General features: G+C 48.6%; 17 protein-coding genes, 1 tRNA gene and 1 pseudogene. 9 read left to right on the top strand and 10 right to left on the bottom strand.

Annotated features, from left to right (window positions below):
• The first annotated feature begins 35 nt into the window (after nucleotides 1-35).
• Nucleotides 36-815 carry an NAD(P)H-dependent oxidoreductase gene (locus BM323_RS11900; protein WP_091003755.1) on the top strand — a complete coding sequence of 260 codons (780 nt, stop codon included), beginning with the start codon at nucleotides 36-38 and terminating at the stop codon, nucleotides 813-815.
• Nucleotides 816-845: 30 nt separating this feature from the next.
• On the opposite strand, the gene BM323_RS11895 is transcribed toward BM323_RS11900, so the two are convergent.
• Nucleotides 846-1,175 carry a DUF1493 family protein gene (locus BM323_RS11895; protein WP_008107769.1) on the bottom strand — a complete coding sequence of 110 codons (330 nt, stop codon included), beginning with the start codon at nucleotides 1,173-1,175 and terminating at the stop codon, nucleotides 846-848.
• A gap of 126 nt (nucleotides 1,176-1,301) precedes the next feature.
• Nucleotides 1,302-1,688 (bottom strand): DUF1090 domain-containing protein, encoded by a 387-nt coding sequence (locus BM323_RS11890; RefSeq protein ID WP_008107770.1) that lies wholly within the window; start codon nucleotides 1,686-1,688, stop codon nucleotides 1,302-1,304.
• Between the two features lie 1,007 nt (nucleotides 1,689-2,695).
• Between BM323_RS11890 and BM323_RS11885 the strand changes: the two genes are divergently transcribed.
• Complete coding sequence (locus BM323_RS11885) at nucleotides 2,696-3,046, top strand: hypothetical protein (RefSeq protein ID WP_008107771.1); 351 nt, start codon at nucleotides 2,696-2,698, stop codon at nucleotides 3,044-3,046.
• Nucleotides 3,047-3,082: 36 nt separating this feature from the next.
• On the opposite strand, the gene BM323_RS11880 is transcribed toward BM323_RS11885, so the two are convergent.
• Nucleotides 3,083-3,550 (bottom strand): helix-turn-helix domain-containing protein, encoded by a 468-nt coding sequence (locus tag BM323_RS11880; RefSeq protein ID WP_008107772.1) that lies wholly within the window; start codon nucleotides 3,548-3,550, stop codon nucleotides 3,083-3,085.
• A 151-nt stretch (nucleotides 3,551-3,701) separates the two neighbouring features.
• Between BM323_RS11880 and BM323_RS11875 the strand changes: the two genes are divergently transcribed.
• On the top strand, nucleotides 3,702-4,331 hold the full coding sequence (locus BM323_RS11875; RefSeq protein ID WP_008107773.1) for a hypothetical protein: 630 nt from the start codon (nucleotides 3,702-3,704) through the stop codon (nucleotides 4,329-4,331).
• A 9-nt stretch (nucleotides 4,332-4,340) separates the two neighbouring features.
• Here BM323_RS11875 and BM323_RS11870 read toward each other — a convergent pair whose 3' ends face one another.
• Nucleotides 4,341-4,907: a recombinase family protein gene (locus BM323_RS11870; protein ID WP_008107774.1), complete on the bottom strand. Its 567-nt coding sequence runs from the start codon at nucleotides 4,905-4,907 to the stop codon at nucleotides 4,341-4,343.
• Nucleotides 4,908-5,149: 242 nt separating this feature from the next.
• Between BM323_RS11870 and BM323_RS11865 the strand changes: the two are divergent.
• Nucleotides 5,150-7,447 (top strand): annotated as a pseudogene (locus BM323_RS11865) (AAA family ATPase).
• Between the two features lie 72 nt (nucleotides 7,448-7,519).
• Here the strand turns inward: BM323_RS11865 and BM323_RS11860 are convergent.
• Entirely contained in the window at nucleotides 7,520-9,424 is a 1,905-nt protein-coding gene (locus tag BM323_RS11860; RefSeq protein ID WP_008104210.1) for a site-specific integrase, read from the bottom strand.
• 89 nt (nucleotides 9,425-9,513) lie between these two features.
• Nucleotides 9,514-9,598: transfer RNA gene (locus BM323_RS11855), tRNA-Leu, on the bottom strand.
• Between the two features lie 273 nt (nucleotides 9,599-9,871).
• Here BM323_RS11855 and BM323_RS11850 point away from each other — a divergent pair.
• Entirely contained in the window at nucleotides 9,872-10,372 is a 501-nt protein-coding gene (locus BM323_RS11850) for a YjjA family protein (RefSeq protein ID WP_008104212.1), read from the top strand.
• Between the two features lie 45 nt (nucleotides 10,373-10,417).
• On the opposite strand, the gene BM323_RS11845 is transcribed toward BM323_RS11850, so the two are convergent.
• On the bottom strand, nucleotides 10,418-11,794 hold the full coding sequence (locus tag BM323_RS11845; RefSeq protein WP_008104214.1) for a MocR-like pyridoxine biosynthesis transcription factor PdxR: 1,377 nt from the start codon (nucleotides 11,792-11,794) through the stop codon (nucleotides 10,418-10,420).
• A 112-nt stretch (nucleotides 11,795-11,906) separates the two neighbouring features.
• Between BM323_RS11845 and BM323_RS11840 the strand changes: the two genes are divergently transcribed.
• From BM323_RS11840 to BM323_RS11825, 4 genes are all read left to right on the top strand, one after another.
• Nucleotides 11,907-12,512: an FMN-dependent NADH-azoreductase gene (locus tag BM323_RS11840; protein ID WP_008104217.1), complete on the top strand. Its 606-nt coding sequence runs from the start codon at nucleotides 11,907-11,909 to the stop codon at nucleotides 12,510-12,512.
• Between the two features lie 17 nt (nucleotides 12,513-12,529).
• Nucleotides 12,530-13,009, top strand: a complete 480-nt coding sequence (locus tag BM323_RS11835; protein ID WP_008104219.1) for a carboxymuconolactone decarboxylase family protein — start codon at nucleotides 12,530-12,532, stop codon at nucleotides 13,007-13,009.
• Between the two features lie 95 nt (nucleotides 13,010-13,104).
• The gene (locus BM323_RS11830) at nucleotides 13,105-13,740 is read left to right on the top strand and encodes a hypothetical protein (protein WP_008104221.1); all 636 of its coding nucleotides are present in this window, start codon (nucleotides 13,105-13,107) and stop codon (nucleotides 13,738-13,740) included.
• Nucleotides 13,741-13,854: 114 nt separating this feature from the next.
• Entirely contained in the window at nucleotides 13,855-14,532 is a 678-nt protein-coding gene (locus BM323_RS11825; RefSeq protein WP_008104223.1) for a MarC family NAAT transporter, read from the top strand.
• A 47-nt stretch (nucleotides 14,533-14,579) separates the two neighbouring features.
• Here the strand turns inward: BM323_RS11825 and BM323_RS11820 are convergent, their stop codons facing one another.
• From BM323_RS11820 to BM323_RS11810, 3 genes are read right to left on the bottom strand one after another with little or no spacing between them, the layout of a single operon-like run.
• A complete protein-coding gene (locus tag BM323_RS11820) occupies nucleotides 14,580-15,830 on the bottom strand; it encodes a c-type cytochrome (protein ID WP_008104225.1) in 1,251 nt (416 codons plus the stop codon).
• A gap of 4 nt (nucleotides 15,831-15,834) precedes the next feature.
• Nucleotides 15,835-17,604 carry a GMC family oxidoreductase gene (locus tag BM323_RS11815; RefSeq protein WP_008104227.1) on the bottom strand — a complete coding sequence of 590 codons (1,770 nt, stop codon included), beginning with the start codon at nucleotides 17,602-17,604 and terminating at the stop codon, nucleotides 15,835-15,837.
• Between the two features lie 37 nt (nucleotides 17,605-17,641).
• Entirely contained in the window at nucleotides 17,642-18,373 is a 732-nt protein-coding gene (locus tag BM323_RS11810) for a gluconate 2-dehydrogenase subunit 3 family protein (RefSeq protein WP_008104229.1), read from the bottom strand.
• Nucleotides 18,374-18,825 lie beyond the last annotated feature (452 nt).

Raw genomic sequence — 18,825 nt, 5'->3', positions numbered from 1 at the left:
ATCTGCAGTGGTTTTCATCTCACAGGATTAAGCCCATGAATGTATTGATTGTGTATGCCCATCCGGAACCGCGTTCGCTGAGCGGTTCACTCAAAGACTTTGCCGTGCAGCATTTGCAGCATGCCGGACATCAGGTGCAGGTCTCTGATCTCTATGCGATGCAGTGGAAAGCGCAGCTCGACGCTGATGACACGCGCGCCCCGTTAGTCGGCGACCATTACGATGCGACGGTGGATTCACGCTTCGCCTACGATCATCAGCTGCAGGCTGGCGATATCGCCGCCGAGCAGGAAAAATTGCGCTGGGCCGATACGGTAATTTTCCAGTTTCCGCTGTGGTGGTTTTCGATGCCCGCCATCATGAAAGGCTGGTTTGACCGCGTTTACGCTAACGGTTTTGCCTACGGTGTGGGCGAGCACAATGAACAGCATTGGGGCGATCGCTACGGCGAAGGCAATCTCAGCGGCAAACGCGCGATGCTGGTGGTGACGACAGGTGGATGGGAATCGCATTACAGCCCGCGCGGCATTAACGGCCCGATTAACGATCTGCTGTTCCCGATTCAGCACGGCATGCTGTTTTATCCCGGCTTTAGCGTGCTGCCGCCGCTGGTTTTCTATCGGGTACAAAAGTCGGCATCAGAACGTTTTGCTGGTTGGTGCGATGCGCTGGCCACGAGACTGGATACGTTGGCAGAAACGGCGCCAATTGCCTACCGTCAGCAGAACGGCGGCGACTATGAGATTCCTGAGCTGACGTTGAAAGCGGAGTTTGTAGCGGAAGAGAGCGGCTTTGGCGTGCACGTGAAGCGGTGAAAGGCGGCAGGCTCGGCGCTGAGCCTGCTGTTACTCGTACAGCCAGCGCCCCGCTTTCGCCGATTCAATCAACATTCCCAGCGTGAAATCGGGTACCACCGGCACTTCACGCTTATTGAATGGATTGAGAATCTGCGCCAGCGAGGGCTCATCGGGATAGTAGGTTTCGATGACAAATCCGCCGCGATCGACGCTGAACTCGCCGAAGAACTCATCCATCAGCGCAGCAGCTTCTTCACGTTCGAAGTTGAGATCGCTATCGATATCAATCTGCGGCGTCAGCGTTTTTTGCTTAAACAGGTAAACGCCGTCGTAACGTCGCACCAGCTCGTAGATACGCTGCTCAATTTCAACTGTCATCGCTTCTGCACTCCACTGATTTCACCGGAGCGCCATTCTGCCATGCAATCCCGACAGTTGGATGAAAAAAATCTCTGCGGGAGAATTTTGAGACAAAGCGCGAATTTTCTGGGCGGGACGCCCGGTTTATTGCGTCAATGCGTCCTGTGCTTGTTTCAACTCTTCACGCGCTTCGGCCAGTTTACGCTGCTGCTTCTCAATTTTGTCGCTGCGGCCTTTGGCCTGCGCTTCTTGTAAATACTGCTCACGCTCCTGCACTTTCAACTGCTTCTCGGCCACTTTTTCCTGGCGCGCTTTGAGTAATCCACTGTCCGTGCAATGTTCGCTAGCTTCACCCAACGCTTTCTCCAGACCCGCGATGCGCGCAGGATTGCCATGCTCACACGCCATCGCCAGTTCTTGCTGGATATCCTGTTTTTTGGCGTCACAGCCGGTGGCTGGGTTGGCAGCCTGAACAGAAGTCACAGTCAAAGCAGAGAAAAGAATCGAAAGGGAAATAAGGGTGTTTTTCATGGTGAACTCTAGGTTTAGATTGATGAGCGCTATTATACGAAGAGTTCTTAACAGGATCTTAAGACAGAGGTGATTGCGCAGGACTCGCGAAATATGCCGGATTTCAGACACAAAAAAAGCCGCTCGTAAGCGACTTAATTTTGCATCAATCGATGGTGCCGAAGGCCGGACTCGAACCTATCACTTTGTAACCTGCTGATACCGCACTACCAAGTGGTTGAGAGCGGGAATTGTAGGACTGTTTTGTAGGACGAGCTAGTGGCTTGCAATTCATCTAAAACCAGAACGGCATTATAAAAACCGCAAAAGTGGCATTTATGATGATTTTCACGCCCCGCATTGACTCGAATTGTCTTATCCAGTATACATATTTAACTCTCGCCTTATCGGGGTCCCAATGTTCGGGCGGGTTTTAAAGTTGTATAACTACAACGGGCTTTAGAAGAATTGCGACAGAGAAGCCGAAGGTGGAGATGCTCGAAAGAGTCTCTGGAGCCGAGTCGCGTGCAGTGTGCTGAAAAACCTTACTGACCTATCAGCGCATCTGTGAGAATCCAGAGAAGGTCAGAGAGAACTCTATACGGAAAGACCGTGCGGTAGTCTGGTTACCTCTAACCTGTTCGTCCTGAACGGGTAAGGGGAAATATAACCTCTCTACCGGAAAGCTCTTCTTAACTTCAAAACATTACGTCAAAACACTTCAAACCTCCCTCAATAAAAAAAGCCAGCCATAACCACTTTCATCCTCATAAGTTGTCTTTTCTTGTCTATAAGTTGTCGAATAAACACTAAATATTTTTACTTATAGCTGTAACTAAACTCCCCCCAAAACACTTGTCCGGGGCAACTCACTATCTACTTATTTTTTCTAAAGCCGATCTCCTAGGATTCGGAGCTACTCTCCAAGGGAGTGCCTCCTTCGATCAGCCGTTTTTTGCAAGGAACCTCATAGATGCGCTCCATATGGCGGAAAAGGTTGATTTGTCATATCAACCAATAGGTTGGAAATGTATACTCAAAATGAAACCCAAATGAGACATTTCAAACCAATGAAACCGTTATTAACCATAATCATGCTTACTGCTATATCGATCGCTTCCGGCACTGCAAGCGCAGCAACCAGAGACCAGCAATGCCAGGCCTGGGCACATATCGAGAAGGACATCGCTGAAGGAAGAGACGCTGGACAGACCATGAAGTATTGGATGTCTATAGAGTCCTCACTAGCAGAACAGCCCGGCATTACAGACGCTGATGTGGCTTATGCTAAAAAACTCGTGCTAGTGGCTTTCAAAGACATGAGAACCACTCCACCGGAGACACTCGCTACTCTGGTTTACAGCGTTTGTATGAACTGAACAAAGATGAAGCGATGTCGGGGGCTGTAAACGCCCCTATTGATCGTTCAACTTTCCCCACCGAACCGCAGATACCAATCCCCAATTTCCTTGCGAATTAGGCCTACGCCATTTAGCAGTTTCCATGCCGCGTAAATAATTCAATGCTTCTTCAAACGATTGAAAACGTAGCTGAGAACTTCGCTCTCCTACGCGGAAAGAACCGTCACGCGGACTAGCTAGGCCGGGGTGGAAACAGCTACCATCAGAGGCATAGGGAACAAACATTTCAGGGTTGGGATTATTTGCTTCATCAAACAAAAATAAATCACGCACACTTACCTTAAGTGCTTCTGCAAGAGTTTGAATTGCATCAAGCGAAACATTTGAGCTACCACGTTCAATTCTGCTCATGTAGCTACGCGCAAAACCACAACGATCAGCAAAGGCTTCTTGGCTTTGCCCTGAAGCAACGCGCAGTTTTTTCACTTGTATACCAAACATCATTCTTAGGTCTTTTTTCATGTAGGAAATGTGACTTTTAGACCACTAAATGACCACGCACCAATCGTGAAATTTCCAACCTAAATTAGTAATGCTATCAAATCTGTTAACTAGTCTTTTGCAAGATCATATGATTCTGGTGTTGAGACTAAATTTGAATTGGTAGGGGCATATGGCAGGAATCGCGTATTCAGTCAGAAAAGCAATTGATGATTTTGAGTTAGGGGATCTTGATGGTGCCATGATGCATGCTTGCAACGCTTTCGACGGAACATCAAAAAAGCTCCATCCAGAAATCCGCAAGCACCAACGCAGATTTACCCAAACGCTCAGAGAGCATTATTCAATTTTCGGCCCTATGGCTATGCCAAACATAAATTTAGAAGAAACTTTTTGGCCTGCCAAAGTCTATGAAGGGCAAAAACTGTCAGATAGACCAGATATTGCCGACCTTATCTATGGGATTCATAGATGCACTCATGGTCACGGGGATGAACTGCCTGAAGGTTTTGAACTTATACCTGATGCATCAAACCGTGTTACCACCACATCTCTTGAGGCGAGTGTTGGAACAGTTCGTTTATCTGACCGGACAATCTTTGGCTTACTCGCGATTGCTGTGCTCTCCCCAAAAAACGTCGGGCTGCGAGTTCCCGATGGATATCATCTGTCTTTAGGTGGAGAGAAGCTGTTGATTAACGATTGGTGGGGCAGAACACCAGACTTTATGAAACTGGTCGCAAAACATAACCTAATCAATGTGAAATTAGATTTGGAAGCTTGGTTTGCTCAGTTGCATTAACTCTGGAAGCTAAGGGCTGTTAATTAATGTTGCTATTGTCGCTCTGGAAAGCCCGTAGCGACGTGCAAGAGCGCTGATGCTTGCACCAGCACTCTTTTCTGACAAAATCGCGCTACGTTGCTCCGGCGTGGTTTTTGAAGGGCGTCCCAGTTTTTTGCCTTCAGCTTTTGCTCTAATCAATCCGGCTTGCGTCCTCTCAATCAGTAAATTACGTTCCATTTCTGCAACTGCTGCTAGCATTGATAGCAGCAGCTTACCCGCAGCAGAGGTAAGATCTGTTGTCCCAAGCTGGCTCACAATGACTTTGATGTTACGATTCGCTAGCTCCCTGACAGTTTGAAGAACATCAACAGCATCGCGTCCGAGGCGATCTAGCTTCGCCACAACTAAAGTTTCACCATCTCGAATTTTGTTAAGCATCTCAGCAAAGGCTTTTCTTTGGCCTGCTGAGACCTTTCCACTAACAACATCAGCAAACCAGTAATTAACATCCCACCCAGCCCGGAGCAGCTCCAGCCTCTGGTTCTCAGTATCTTGCTGTTGTGTTGAAACACGCCCATAACCAAACACTGCCATCTCTAGCTCCTCCTGTCAGAAAACGAGGCCAAAAATAGGATGGCCTGCCAGAAAAGCCAAGGCTAATTTTTTGACAGGTAAAATCTCAGAGATATGGGGGTGCCGGAAAACGGTCGTTTGTTGGCAGAGAGCATCATCTTCCGAATAAAGTGATGGTAATCGCTACTGAAATTAGAGTAATTTTTCTTCACAAACGAGTATCAGAAAACGGACATTCACATAGTTACTTGGGGTTACTATAAATGATGCAACGTATTGACTTTATTAAAGACTACGGAATTTTCAGGAACTATACAAAAAGTGATGCAAAGGATTTCGGAAGGCTAAATCTTATATATGGTTGGAATGGTAGTGGAAAATCAACACTAACATCTTTATTTGAACAAATTGAAAACCATCAATTCATCAGATATCCTGAATCAACATTTTCCATTAAAACAATTGACGGTATAGTAATAAATAAAGAAAACATAGCTGCAAACAACATGAACATTAAGGTGTTCAATCAAAGCTTTGTCAATAAAAACATTGACTGGAATAGTTCAGTTAAAAGCATACTATTAATTGCTCAAGAAAAAATTATTGAAAAGAAAAAACTAGAAGATCTAAAGAAATCCTTTGAAACTAAAAACAAAGAACTTATAAAAACTCAAAAAGATAATGAATAACTCACATCTGATATTCAGAAATTTCTAACGGACGCAGCCAGAAGAACTAAGACCAGCCTTCAAGTAATTGACACTAGTGACTCTAGATTTTTGAGTTACAATAGAACAAAATTAGAAGGATTCATCAATTCAAATACAAATGAAATAAACAAAGATGGTGCAATACTTAATATTAATGAAGTTTCGAACTTAACTAAAGCAGCCAACCCTACTCAGAAACCACAGATTAATATAATTGCTCCACATATAGACCAAATATTACTTAAAAGAGCGCAAGACAGGTTGAATGAACTTTTTAAGCAATCTGTTACAAACAAGGTCATTGAACACCTAAAAAACAACCAAACAACCCAAGCTTGGGTTTTGCATGGCTTAGACATAAATAAGGATAGTGAATACTGTGAATTTTGTGGCAGCAAAATCTCTCAAGAAAGAATTGATGAACTTAATGCTCATTTCAATGATGAGTATAAGAAATTTTCAGAAACCCTAGATAGAGCTAAGTCATGGCTTCAAGATCAATTTATTGAAGTAATCAATGTTAATGATATAGATATCTATGATGAATATAAGGAAAACCTTAAAGGCAGCGCCTCTCTTTTAAAACAAGAAGCTGAAAAGATAAACAATGAAATAAAAGAATGGAGTAAGCTTTTAGATGAGAAAATTAAAAACCCATTTAATGTAAGCATGATCGCAATCGAGATAAAAGAAGACTTTTTTAAAGAGTTCAATAAGCGCTCAGAAGAAATTAACACCTCGATAAAATTACACAATAAAAAAACCAGTGATTTTAAAAAAGAAACAACCAAGGTTAAATCTCAGCTTGAATCACATTATGCAGCATCAGAAGTTAAATCCTTTGACTACTTTAGGAAGGTATCTAATCGTGATAATGAAATTAAAAACCTTGATAAACTGTCAGATGAATTAAAAAAGATTCAGGAAGAAATTAGAGTAATTGAAAACTCATTGTCGAATGAGACAATTGCAGCAGACATATTCAACAAGCATCTCCATGGTTTTCTAGGGCGATCTGAACTTAGCCTACAGTTTAATAAATCAAAGAATGGGTATGAAATACTGAGGGATAATAAATTAGGTCATGCGCCTAATCTAAGTGAAGGCGAGAAAACTGCAATTGCTTTGATTTATTTCATAACCAAACTTACTGAAAATGATAACAAAATTTCAGACAGCATACTTGTATTCGATGATCCTGTATCGAGTTTTGACTCTAACCACCTATTTCATTCATATTCCTTCATCAAAACATACTGCCATGAAGCCAAGCAACTCTTTCTTTTAACTCATAACTTTACTTTTTTCAAACTAGCTAGAGACTGGTTTAATACAAATAATAGAAACAGAAGAAATAAAGAAAAACCAGCTAATGCCTTTTTCTACACAATAGAGCCAAGTGCAATAACGCCCCGATCATCCTCACTCTGTAATGCAGATGCAAGCCTTATAGATTATAACTCAGAATATCATTATATATTTGAAACACTCTACAAACATAAAGAACACCCTAGATTAACCCGTGAACAAGCATTCTTTACAGCCAACCTTTCACGTAAATTATTAGAATCATTTCTAAATTTCAAATATCCAAGACACAGATCAGATCTATCACAGCTGATGGATGTAGCTGCAAAAGGGTGTGTGGCATTTGATGGCCATAAGAAAGAAAAAGTTTATAGGTTTATTAACAAATACTCACACAGTGCGGTGATCGAAATAAATGAAGATATTGCCGAGAACTTAATCGGAGAAGGAACGAATGTAATAGGTGATATTTTTTCCTGGATTGAAGAAATTGATAAAATCCACCATGATGAAATGGTGAGCATTTGCCGCCCACAAGTATAGCTTTTAACTTAACACCTCCACTCACCATTTAATGAGTGGAGGAAGAATTATTAAATTTAGATTTTTATCTCTTTATCTCTTTATCAGAATTGCATTATTAATAGCAGACAAACCATCTTCAGAGTTAAACTTACATATATTAGGCAACTCAAAATCTAATTGTTCAATGACAGCGATCATATGCACCGGCTTAAGATCTTTGCTGTATCTCACTTCTGTTTCAGTCTCACCACGGACATGTCCTAAAAGCTGCTTTCGGAACTCACTACTAACACCCTTTTCTTTTAAGTGAGTAGCTACTGTGTGGCGGAATGAATGGAAGGACTTACTCCTATTACGAGCCATTTTTAAACGGCCTGCTAATAGTGACTCATTAAACCAGGCAGATACTGGGCGACCGAAACCTTTAGTTCTATGAGCCTTGAGTTCTGGAAAAAGACGTTCATATCCTGAATCTCTCAATGCCTGAACATAATCAATAAATCCTAGATTTATGATAACTGAATGAAGAGGAATTTTTCTGCGAGCATTAGCATTCTTCAGTTTTTTACCGCTAGCCTCATCACTATCGAGGTTTAGATAAAAGACTCCATCTTCTTCAAGAAGATCTTTAAGATATAACTGAGCAATTTCATTAACTCTTGCTCCTGTGAATAATCCTAGCAAAGGCATCCAATAATGAAATGGTCTATACTGGTGAAAGCGTCCCTTTGAGTTTCGCTCTCCAGTCCCTGAAATGAACCAAGGTAGTGAGAAAATATTGGTAATATCCTCAGAACTAAAAGTTTCGGCCAGTTCTTGAGGCATTAACTCAGCATCTTTTTTGGGGAAAAAGTTATCACAAGGGGACTTAATAAACTTACCATCAGCCACTGCCCATTTAATGGCCCCAAATACCCCATTAACATATTTCCTTACCGACTCATCAGACATCAGCGGATCTTCATTTTCAGCGGCTTTGGCAATCAATTCATTTATGCCATTCAAACCGTATTTTATTTTTGCTTTGTCACGGTTTGCAGGAATAGTGCGTAGCTTACTTTCAAAAGCGCGGAGAAAATCTCGGTCTACTGTGTCTAAAGTTACATCACCCATTAGCTCAATCATGAACGAAAAAAACTTCTTTGTATCATTAACTGCGGCGACAGTTATTTTTCCTTTGCGTCTATGGTTTAGGTATTCTTCACATAACCATGTCACCGTTTTTGAGTAATATTTATGGTGGACATACTCATTGGTGGATGTTGTAACCGCAGCAGAGATGGCAGCAGGAGCAGAATGGGCTTTTAATGCAGCTACTGGATGGCTTGAAGCTAGCCAGTCTGAACGGAGGCTTTCAGCTTGAACATTGTTAATCATCAAGCTGTCAGGAGTGATTACAACCCCCGGTAAATCAAAGAACCAACCTCCCTTAGGATTTTCTCCACCTGCCCGGAACGCGGTCTCTTCATCAGAAATCCCCTCTGTGATTAGGCAACGCAATGTGTGCAGCGGATTAAATGGTTGCAGGTAACCCTTTGCTGAAATCTCTTCTCCGATTTCAAATGCGCTGTTAAGCACGAAACCACCTACCACATGATCTTTTTCAACGTCAGAAGCATTCTCAACATAGAAACCAGTCTGCCCAGATGCCAACCAGAAAACTGGGAAACGTCGGTTTATGACGGCCTGGATAAGCTGAGTGATCGGCAGTTTGATTGCCTGGGAGAAGTTTGTTAGAGAAATCATCCCCTTGCCGGTCAGCAATGGAGCGCAATCTTTTAACGTTTGATAATCCAATTCTTCATACTCACGTAAAGTCTGATGCCAGACAGCAATCAAACGCGTAGCCCGTTGCTTAGCTTCTTGAAGATGGTATGTGCTCGTTGAAGTGTGAATTTCACACTGCCCTGCATATCGACGGAAACGCTGCGGAACACTAATGCGAACGACATAAATGCCACTGGCTCGACGATAGAGGTTGTAACGGTGAGACATCGCCTCGTATACCCTTTTGTAGGAGGGTAGCGCGATATGGGACTTATAGAAAGATAAAGTCTTTTGGAAACAAGTAACTAGATAAGTAATGGTGCCGAAGGCCGGACTCGAACCGGCACGTATCTCTACGGTTGATTTTGAATCAACTGCGTCTACCGATTTCGCCACTTCGGCACTGAAGAGGATGCGGAAAACGTTGGGGATTATACCTTTACGAGCAGAGTGCGCAACTGGAATCGTTGGGGATGTGTGCTAAGCGTTGAAAAAACCAGCATTTCGCAGATAACTGCTTGTTATACAGTCAATCCCACTAACCGAATTTCAAAAACAAAAACCCAGAACGGTCCCAATTTGCCCCAATCCGCCCGCTTAACTGGAACTTTCCGCAGTCAAACCTCTCTTAACCAAAACTGACGCAGTCAGAACATAAAAGACAACGAGGTTGAGATGAAATTACAAGGCATGATTTGGGGATGGGGCATCGCGGCAGCCATGGTTGCGGGAAGCGCATCGGCGGCAAGCTGGCAGGATCAGCTGAGCAGCGCGGCATCGCAGCTGTCGCAGCAAAACAACAGCACCAGCACCACGCAGAACGGCGGCATGTCGCTCTCATCGCTCACCGGCCTGCTGAACGGCGGCGATAAAGCGGTGAGTTCCAACAGCATGACCAACGCCGCGGGCGTGATGTCGTATTGCGTGCAGCACAACGTGGTGGATAACAATGTGTCATCGGTGAAGGATCAGGTGCTGAGCAAGCTCGGTTTAAGCACGCCAACGGCACAAGCGCAGAAAACCGATTATCAGCAGGGTTTGCAAGGCTTGCTGAACACCGGCAACGGTCAGCAGCTGAATTTGCAAAGCCTGAGCAACTCGCCGATGGGTGAGAAGCTGAAAACCAAAGCCTGCGACGTGGTTCTGAAGCAGGGCAAAAAATATATCGGCATGTAAGGACGCGCCAGTATCAAGGCGCGAGCTGTCCCTCGCGCCTTTTCTTTAACCCAATAACGCTCGCGTCTCCTGTACCGTTCTCTGCAACAACTCCTGCGCCTGCTCCACCGATCGAATATTGGTATAGCCCATCACCAGGCCATAGCGTTTCTGCGTCTGCATATACCAGCCGGAAAGTGGCAAGACGCGCAGCTGATGCCGCTGCCAAATCTCCGCCAGCGCCGCGTCCTGCGTACCGCGTGGCAGGAAGGCGACAATGTGCATGCCGCCATCGGTCAGTTCAAAATCAAACACATCCGGGAAACACGCCTGTAAGGCATCCAGCATCATGCGGCGTCGCTGCTGATAAAGAGTGCGCATCTTTTTGATGTGGCGATAGAAATGCCCTTCGCTCAGGAACTGCGCCAGAATCTTTTGCGGCAGCAGCGACATGCCGGTTTCAAGGATTTCCCCCAGCTCACTGAAACGCGCGATGGTCTCTTTTGGCATCACCAGATAACCCACGCGCATCGCCGGCATCATGGTTTTGCTGAAGGTGCCGGTGTAAATCACCCGATCGTGCACATCGAGGCTTTTCAGCGCCGGAATCACTTTGCGCGTGTAGTGAAACTCGCCGTCGTAATCATCTTCAATGATCCAGCTCTCGTTGTGTTGCGCCCACTCCAGCAGTTGATGCTTGCGCGGCAGCGATAAGGTTACCGCCAGCGGGCTGTGATGCGTGGGCGTGACGATGGCGAAACGCGCATCGGCGTGATAGCGCAGCAGATAATCCACATCCATACCTTGCCGATCGACTGGCACGTAATGCAGATTCGGCGCGATGCGCTTCAGCAGTTTTTGCCCGAAGAAGTAGCCGGGATCTTCAAACATCACTTTGTCGCTCGGCTGCGCCAGCACCGCCAGAATCAGTCGCAGGTTGGCGCGATAACCGCTGGTGATAAAGATCTGTTCCGGCTGGCAGTTAAGTCCGCGCGAAATGTTCAGATAGCTGGCGATAGCTTCGCGCAGCGGCTGATAACCCATGATCGGCGGCAAAATCATTTCATCCGCACGCAAGGTTCGCGCCGCTTTGCCGGAAATCAGCAGCCACTTTTTATGCGGAAACTCATCCAGCGCCGGAATGCCAAGCCGCAGCTCGCCTTTTGGTTCACGCAGTGAAACATCACTGGCTGGCGGCGCTGGCAGCACTGCTTCCTCGGCCGCTGCCGCCAGAATCAATTCCGGATTAACGCGCGTGCCCTTCGCGCCCTGGCTGACAAAATAGCCTTCGCCGATCAGGATTTCATAGGCGGCTTCCACCGTCTTTCGCGCCACCCGCAACTCACTCGCCAGCGTGCGGATCGCCGGTACGCGGTCACCCGGCTTCAGTTGCCCTGCGAGAATCTGCTGGCGATATCGCGCGTAAATCTCTTTATATCCCACGCCATGTCCTACCTGTTTTCACGGTTTTTGACCCTTTTCACTCAGACATAGAAGTTTAAGATGCACGCATCAACTACGCAATCCATCGCCATCTCGCTTAAGGAACAATTGAATGAAACTGCTGCACATCAAAGTCAGCCCCGATTTGGCGGGTTCGGCGTCCCGCATCGCTTCGGCCCATTTAGTGGAGAAGCTACGGGCGCAGCATGCCGACCTCGAAGAGACGGTGCTGGATTTGGCACAACATCCGCTGCCACATCTGGATGCCTTCACGATTGGCGCTTTCTTTACTCAGCCGGATCAGCGCGATAAAGCGCAGCGTGCCGCCATCCAGACGTCGGAGCATTTAGTCGATCAGCTGTTTGCCTGCGACACACTGGTGATCTCATCGCCGATGTGGAACCTCGGTTTGCCTTCAGTGCTGAAAGCCTGGTTCGACCATATCACCCGCGCCGGACGCACCTTCGCCTTCACGCCGGATGGCTGCAAAGTCGGATTAGTGAACGGCAAAAAGGTGTATAGCGTCGTCGCCAGCGGCAGCGTGTTTGCCCACGGCCCGTTTGTGCAGGACGACCAGTTCACGCCTTACATTCGCGTGGCGCTCGAATACATCGGCATCACCGATGTGGAATTTATCCGCGTTGATGGCACGCACGATCCCGTCAGCCGCGCCACCGCTTTACCTCATGCCTTGCAATCCATTGAACGTTTATTCTGAACAGAGAGGACAACACCATGACTTCACGCGTTAACCATTTCAAAAACATTCCCGCGCTGGTGAAAACCTTAGGCGACGCCACCGCTGCGCTGGGGAAATCGTCACTCGACACCACCATTAAGCATCTGGTCGATCTGCGCGCCTCGCAGCTCAATCAGTGCGCATTCTGCGTCGATATGCATGTGAAAGAAGCCAAACTGCACGGCGAGCGCGAGTTGCGTCTGCATCACGTGGCGATCTGGCGCGAATCACCGCTGTTCACTGCCAAAGAGAAAGCGGCGCTGGCGCTGACCGAAGCGTTGACGCGTCTGGGCGATCACGGCATCGACGAAGCGCTGTACAACGAGGTGCGCGCGCACTTCTCTGAAGTGGAGACCAGCGAGCTGACGTTCTGCATCGCGGTGATCAACACCTGGAACCGCCTGATGGTGCTGTCGCAGATGACGCCGGGCGCACTGGACAGCGCTTATGGGTTGGATCGTGCTGATTTACGTTAATTTTTACCGCCAGTAGCCGATGCTGCTGGCACCACCATGTTCATCTGCGCTGCCTGAGGCTATAGTGAGATTTTGCACCACACAGGACAGCGCACATGAAAGGCATCAACATTGCGATTTACTTCGATCCCGACCAGATTCACATCTGCGTTCACCAGCAGGATGACAGCTATCTCAGCCAAACCTTTATTTACGACGACAGCGTAATTGAAGAGATTTATCAGTGGCTGGAGCAGTTCACGCCTAATCGCACCCACATTTGCCTGATTGAGCACGATACCGCCGATATCCTCGCCGATGAGTTGGTGGATAACGGTTATCACGTCCATCAGGTCACGCAGCACGACCTTTTGACCTGGTTCGCCAACGAACCGCCCGCCGAACCCGATGGTTCACCGGTGCGCGCGCTGCTGCGTTATCTGGAAAACGAGCAGCCATCCGAATACCAGTCACGCACGCCGCAGATTGAAGCCTTGATGGATCTGCTGGATGAGCTGGACGATCTCGAAGGTGTGGATGAAGTCGAAGATGAAGACAATCTGCCGGATGATGTGCTGCGCCTGATGAAGCAGAAGAAGATCAGCGCGCAAGACGCCGCCCAGCGTTTGCTGCCCGATGTGAATGAGCGCATTCGTGAGCATTTGATCAACTATCCCGAACTGATGACGCCGGAACTGCTGCAGGATTTCTTCCCCGAGTTGATCGAGGCACTGGATACGCCGAAGCATTGATGTTCGGGTAGGGGCGGCGTCTGACACGGTCGCCATAAATGGCGACCCTACGGAGGGCATCGCCGCATTTGTAGGGTCGCCATTTATGGCGACCTGGAATTCTGAGGACATTTCATGCTGGAATTGTTTAAAGCCATCGGGCTGGGATTGGTGGTGATTTTGCCGCTCGCCAATCCGCTGACCACCGTGGCGCTGTTTCTTGGCCTGGCCGGTGAGATGAACTTCCAGGAGCGTAATCGCCAGGCGATGCAGGCCTCGATCTACGTGTTCCTGATCATGATGGTGGCGTGGTACGCCGGCAGCGCGGTGCTGCACACCTTTGGTATCTCGATTCCCGGCCTGCGCATGGCGGGCGGATTGATTGTAGCGTTTATCGGTTTTCGCATGCTGTTTCCGGCGAAACCGGTGGGGCATTCGGTTGAAGCCGAGCATAAGCAGGATGAGCTGGACGCGACCGATAGCAACCGTGAAAGCGTCAACATCGCGTTTGTACCGCTGGCGATGCCGAGCACCGCTGGGCCGGGCACCATCGCGATGATCATCAGTTCCGCGTCGACGGTTAAATCGGGTGTGGATTTCCCGGCGTGGGTGGTTGCCGTTGCGCCGGTGCTGATATTTCTGGCCGTGTCGGTGATTCTGTGGATTTCACTGCGCAGTTCGGGCGCCATCATGAAGCTGGTAGGTAAAGGCGGGATCGAGGCGATTTCGCGTCTGATGGGCTTTTTGCTGGTGTGTATGGGCGTGCAGTTCGTGATTAACGGCGTGTTAGAAGTGATTCACAATTATCATTGATATCAAGACATTAAAAAAAGGTCGCCATGAATGGCGACCCTACGGTTTTATTTCAACGTTTTACGCACTTCGGCTACCTGATCTTTCGTCACCGCTGGCGCATTGTTGCTCCAGCCCTGACGAATAAAGGTTGCCAGTTTAGCCACTTGATCATCATCCAGACGCTTAGCAAAACCTGGCATCGCCAGCGTTGATGGCGCCTTCTCGGTCGATGGCTGCTGCGCACCGGCCAGAATGGTGTGGATCAAACCACTTGGATCTTTGGCATTGACGATCGTCGCCTGATCCAGCTCCGGGAAGATCCCCGGCGCGCCTTTACCAGTGACAAAGTGGCAAGCGCCGCAGTTGTCGATATACAGACGCTCACCTTCCGACAAACCTTTCGCGGCAGTCAGTTTCGCTTCCGTCGCCTGCTGTTTCTTCACGTCATACGCCTGCAGCGCCGGGTTGCCGCCAATGAACTTCAGATAGGAGGCAATCGCTTTCAGGTCAGCATCGGTCATGTGCGAGCTCGAGTGCTCAATCACCGACTTCATCTCACCGCCCACCGCCGCTTTATCGTTACGACCGGTTTGCAGGTAATCAACGATCTCCTGCTCGCTCCAGCGCGGCAAACCACGCAGTGACGGCACATCCCAGTTATTCAGGCTGCCACCAGCAAGAAACTGATCATCGCCGCTATCCAGCGCTTTCTCGTTCATACCGAGGCCGCGTGGCGTATGGCAGCTGCCGCAGTGACCCAGGCTTTCCACGATGTACGCACCGCGATTGACCTCTTCTGACGCGCCACCAATCGGCTGGAATGGCTTGTCAGAGGTGAACGCCCAGTTCCAGAAGCGCATGCCCCAGCGCTGGCTGAACGGGAAGCTGAGATCGGTTTCCGGCGGCTGCTCGCTGCTCGGCTTCACGCCTTTCATGAAGTAGACATACAGCGCGTGCATATCGGCGTCGGAGATTTTGGCGTAATCCGGATACGGCATCGCCGGATAGAGGCGCGACCCGTTCGGCAACACGCCTTTGCGCACCGCGTCCGAGAACTGCTGCTCGCTGTAGTTGCCGATGCCGTGCTCTTTGTCTGGCGTGATGTTGGTGGAGTAAATGGTGCCGAGATTCGACTCAATCGCCAAACCACCAGCGTAATCCCCTTTACCAGAAACCGTATGGCACGCCATACAGTCGCCGAGACGCGACAGGTATTCACCCTGCTTGATCAATTGAGCTTCATCTTCCGCGTGTGCCTGCACTGCAAAGCTGCCCAGCAGCACGGCGTTGGCGATTAACAATGATTTTAATTTCATGCGCTTATGCCTGTACCAGTGGACCGGGATTTTTCAGATAATGTTCTTTAATCGCTTGTGCCGCCATCAAGGTGATCGCGCCGATGGTATCGGTCGGGTTCGCCTGGAAGTTTTGTGGGAAGGCGTTGCCGCCCGGCACAAACACGTTATGAACATCCCAGCTCTGCAGGTACTTGTTCAGTGCAGAGGTTTTCGGGTTATCGCCCATCACCGCGCCGCCCACGTTGTGGGTCGAAACATATTTGGTGAGGTCAAAATCCGCGCCCATCGGCAGGAAGCTCATGCTCATGCTGTCTGGGTTCAGCTCTTTGGCGATGTTGCCGACGATGCCTTTCAGATGCTGTTGCAGCTTCAGTTCGTTCTCTTTCCAGTTGAACGTCATACGCAGCAACGGCTGACCGCGATGGTCGGTGTAGTTTGGATCCAGATCCAGATAGATATCGCGGTACGACTGGCAGGTGGTGGTGATGCTGATCTTCATGGAATGGTTGTACCACTCCTCCAGACCTTCCTTGTAACCCATGCCCCAGCTCGGTGTGCCTTTCGGCAACGCAGCGGCCATTGGCGTACCGGTGGCCTGTGAACTGTGGATCTTGGCGCCGCCCAGGAAGCCGAGGCCCGGACCATCGAAGTTGCCTGGTGAAATGTCGTTGAACATCTGGCCGGTGGCGCCTGCGGTGGCGTAAGAGTTGAAGTTTTTGTCTTTGAAGAACAGGGTTGCGCCGCCGTTCGACAGGAACGCGTAGTTACGCCCTACCACACCTTCTTCGGTGATTGGGTTATACGGCTTGCCGATACCGGACAGCAGCATCAGGCGCACGTTGTAGAGCTGGAAGCTGGAGAGCACCACGATCTTCGCCGGCTGGAATACTTCGTTGCCGTCCACATCGTAATAAATCACGCCCTTGGCAGTTTTCTGGTCGTCGTGCAGTACCACTTTCACCACTTCCGCATGCACTTCGTAAGAGAAGTTTGGCATGCGCTTCAACGCATCCATCACCGCAGTTTGTGGTGAGGCTTTTGAGTAGTTGAGGCACGGATATTTCGAGCAGTAGCCGCAGTAGTTACACGGCGCGATCTGGTTGCCGTACGGGTTTTTCCACGCGCGCGATACGCAGGCAGAAGGGTTCGGGAACGGATGATAGCCGAGCTTGGTGGCCGCCTCTTTGAACATCACGTTGTTCAGCGTGTCTTCCAGCGCAGGCAACGGATAAGGTTCAGAGCGTGGGCCTTCGAACGGATCGCCGCCCGGCAGAATCTGACCGCGCAGGTTGCCGGTATTACCCGATTGACCGCAGATCAGCTCAAACTTGTAGTAATACGGCTCGATCTCTTCCCAGGTGAACGGGAAATCCATCACGCGCATATCTTCCTGCAGGATGCCTGGCTTGTAGGCCTCATCGACGTAGGTTTTCAGCTTGATATCGGTTGGGGTGGGACGAATCAGCACCGCCGTCCAGTGCATGCCCGCGCCGCCCACGCCGGTACCCGGCGCAAACGCGCCCCATTTACGGGTGGGCAACGCCGTCTGGCTGCTGTTGTAACGCACGGTAACCGCCACTTCTTTCGGGGTGGCAAACACTTTGTTACGCACGTTGTAGGCGTATTCATCGGCCGGTTTCGGGTAAGCGAAATCCGGGTAATCACGCTCGCCGCCGCGCTCTAATGCGCGCACTTCGAGTCCCGCCATCGCCAGTTCGATACTCATCAACGAGCCGGCCCAGCCGAGGCCGCAAACGACGACGTCGACTTCTTTCTTTGTAATCTGTGCCATGTTAATCCTGTCTCACATACCAAAAACGGGGGTGTGCTTACGCGCTTTCACCCAAGAGGCTGACCGGTCCCAGCGGGTACGGCACGTTGTGCTGCTTCACCCATTCGGTAAAGCTGGCGCGTGCGCCCGGGAAGCCGATGGCAATCCAGGCTTTCATGCCTTTGTTGCCGCCGTACATCGGGTCAGCGAGGTAGCCGTGTTTGGTATCTGCAAGCAGTTGGCCGAAGAACTGCGAGGCTTTCAGGTTCTCTTCGCCCAGCGCGGCGAAGTCGATACCGTCGTTTTTGTTCACTTTGGTGAGGACTGCATCTTTCTCTTCCAGTGACAGCTCATGGAACGGTTTCTGGAAGTTGCTTTGCGTCCATTGATTCACCAGCTTGATACCGGTTTGGTACATCTGCTGTGGCGTGAACGGAATTTGATAACCCATGGTGGCAGGCGCATGCACGTTGAAAGGACCTTGCATGTAGATCTCTGCCCCGAACTCCGGGCTGTGCAACTGCTGATCGATAAAGATCGGTACGTTGGTTTCCAGTGCACCTGGCGCTTTACCTTTGCCGCCGGCAGGAATCAGACGATCGGCTGCGGCCAGAATAAATTGCCACTCATCGGCACTGAAAAAGATCGGTTTATAGTCGGCGAGCTCAGGTGCTGCCATTTCCGCAGCTTGCGCCGCAGTCAATCCCTTAAATACCAGGTCACTTAATGGCAAAGCCAGAAGCGACCCAAGTAAAAACTTACGTCTGGTGGTCGGTTTATTTAGAAGCATGGCGCGACGACTCTCACTTGCTAAGAAAGATAATTATTTTTGTTAATAGCTTTATAAATCGGTAAATAACCTGGCAATCTTAGGGATATAGGCATTTCTGAATGTAAAAATTCAATTAAGGATGTGTTTTGATGAAATTCAATCATCATGTTGAATTTAGGTTAAGGCTTGGTAAAAGGCTTTCGAGGCGAAAAACACGGTTTTAACCGTACATTTGATGGGATATTGGCACTAATCAGTGGGCATTTGACCAGGTATTATCGCGCAAAGAAATAATCGCAGAAATGAATCAATGAAAAAAAATCATACTTCCATACCAGAGAATTATTCTCATTTATAACATCTTATTTACTTTATTGACCAGCAGATGAACGATCTATTTCGTGGAAATGACAAGTCGCGCACAAAATAAACGTAATAATACCTCAAGGTAATCAATTGTTATTTTCCGG

Source organism: Pantoea sp. YR525 (assembly GCF_900116775.1).
Classification (GTDB): Bacteria; Pseudomonadota; Gammaproteobacteria; order Enterobacterales; family Enterobacteriaceae; genus Pantoea; species Pantoea symbiotica.
The sequence above is the reverse complement of the archived record's forward strand: the minus strand, read 5'-3'. Positions and strand labels throughout refer to the sequence as shown.

What these genes read in the sequence shown, in the direction of transcription:
- BM323_RS11880 (WP_008107772.1), bottom strand. Translation starts at nt 3,550, where the DNA reads ATGAAAAAAGACCTAAGAATGATGTTTGGTATACAAGTGAAAAAACTG.
- BM323_RS11895 (WP_008107769.1), bottom strand. Translation starts at nt 1,175, where the DNA reads ATGACAGTTGAAATTGAGCAGCGTATCTACGAGCTGGTGCGACGTTAC.
- BM323_RS11850 (WP_008104212.1), top strand. Translation starts at nt 9,872, where the DNA reads ATGAAATTACAAGGCATGATTTGGGGATGGGGCATCGCGGCAGCCATG.
- BM323_RS11875 (WP_008107773.1), top strand. Translation starts at nt 3,702, where the DNA reads ATGGCAGGAATCGCGTATTCAGTCAGAAAAGCAATTGATGATTTTGAG.
- BM323_RS11820 (WP_008104225.1), bottom strand. Translation starts at nt 15,830, where the DNA reads ATGAAATTAAAATCATTGTTAATCGCCAACGCCGTGCTGCTGGGCAGC.
- BM323_RS11900 (WP_091003755.1), top strand. Translation starts at nt 36, where the DNA reads ATGAATGTATTGATTGTGTATGCCCATCCGGAACCGCGTTCGCTGAGC.
- BM323_RS11815 (WP_008104227.1), bottom strand. Translation starts at nt 17,604, where the DNA reads ATGGCACAGATTACAAAGAAAGAAGTCGACGTCGTCGTTTGCGGCCTC.
- BM323_RS11825 (WP_008104223.1), top strand. Translation starts at nt 13,855, where the DNA reads ATGCTGGAATTGTTTAAAGCCATCGGGCTGGGATTGGTGGTGATTTTG.
- BM323_RS11890 (WP_008107770.1), bottom strand. Translation starts at nt 1,688, where the DNA reads ATGAAAAACACCCTTATTTCCCTTTCGATTCTTTTCTCTGCTTTGACT.
- BM323_RS11860 (WP_008104210.1), bottom strand. Translation starts at nt 9,424, where the DNA reads ATGTCTCACCGTTACAACCTCTATCGTCGAGCCAGTGGCATTTATGTC.
- BM323_RS11810 (WP_008104229.1), bottom strand. Translation starts at nt 18,373, where the DNA reads ATGCTTCTAAATAAACCGACCACCAGACGTAAGTTTTTACTTGGGTCG.
- BM323_RS11840 (WP_008104217.1), top strand. Translation starts at nt 11,907, where the DNA reads ATGAAACTGCTGCACATCAAAGTCAGCCCCGATTTGGCGGGTTCGGCG.
- BM323_RS11870 (WP_008107774.1), bottom strand. Translation starts at nt 4,907, where the DNA reads ATGGCAGTGTTTGGTTATGGGCGTGTTTCAACACAACAGCAAGATACT.
- BM323_RS11835 (WP_008104219.1), top strand. Translation starts at nt 12,530, where the DNA reads ATGACTTCACGCGTTAACCATTTCAAAAACATTCCCGCGCTGGTGAAA.
- BM323_RS11830 (WP_008104221.1), top strand. Translation starts at nt 13,105, where the DNA reads ATGAAAGGCATCAACATTGCGATTTACTTCGATCCCGACCAGATTCAC.
- BM323_RS11885 (WP_008107771.1), top strand. Translation starts at nt 2,696, where the DNA reads ATGTATACTCAAAATGAAACCCAAATGAGACATTTCAAACCAATGAAA.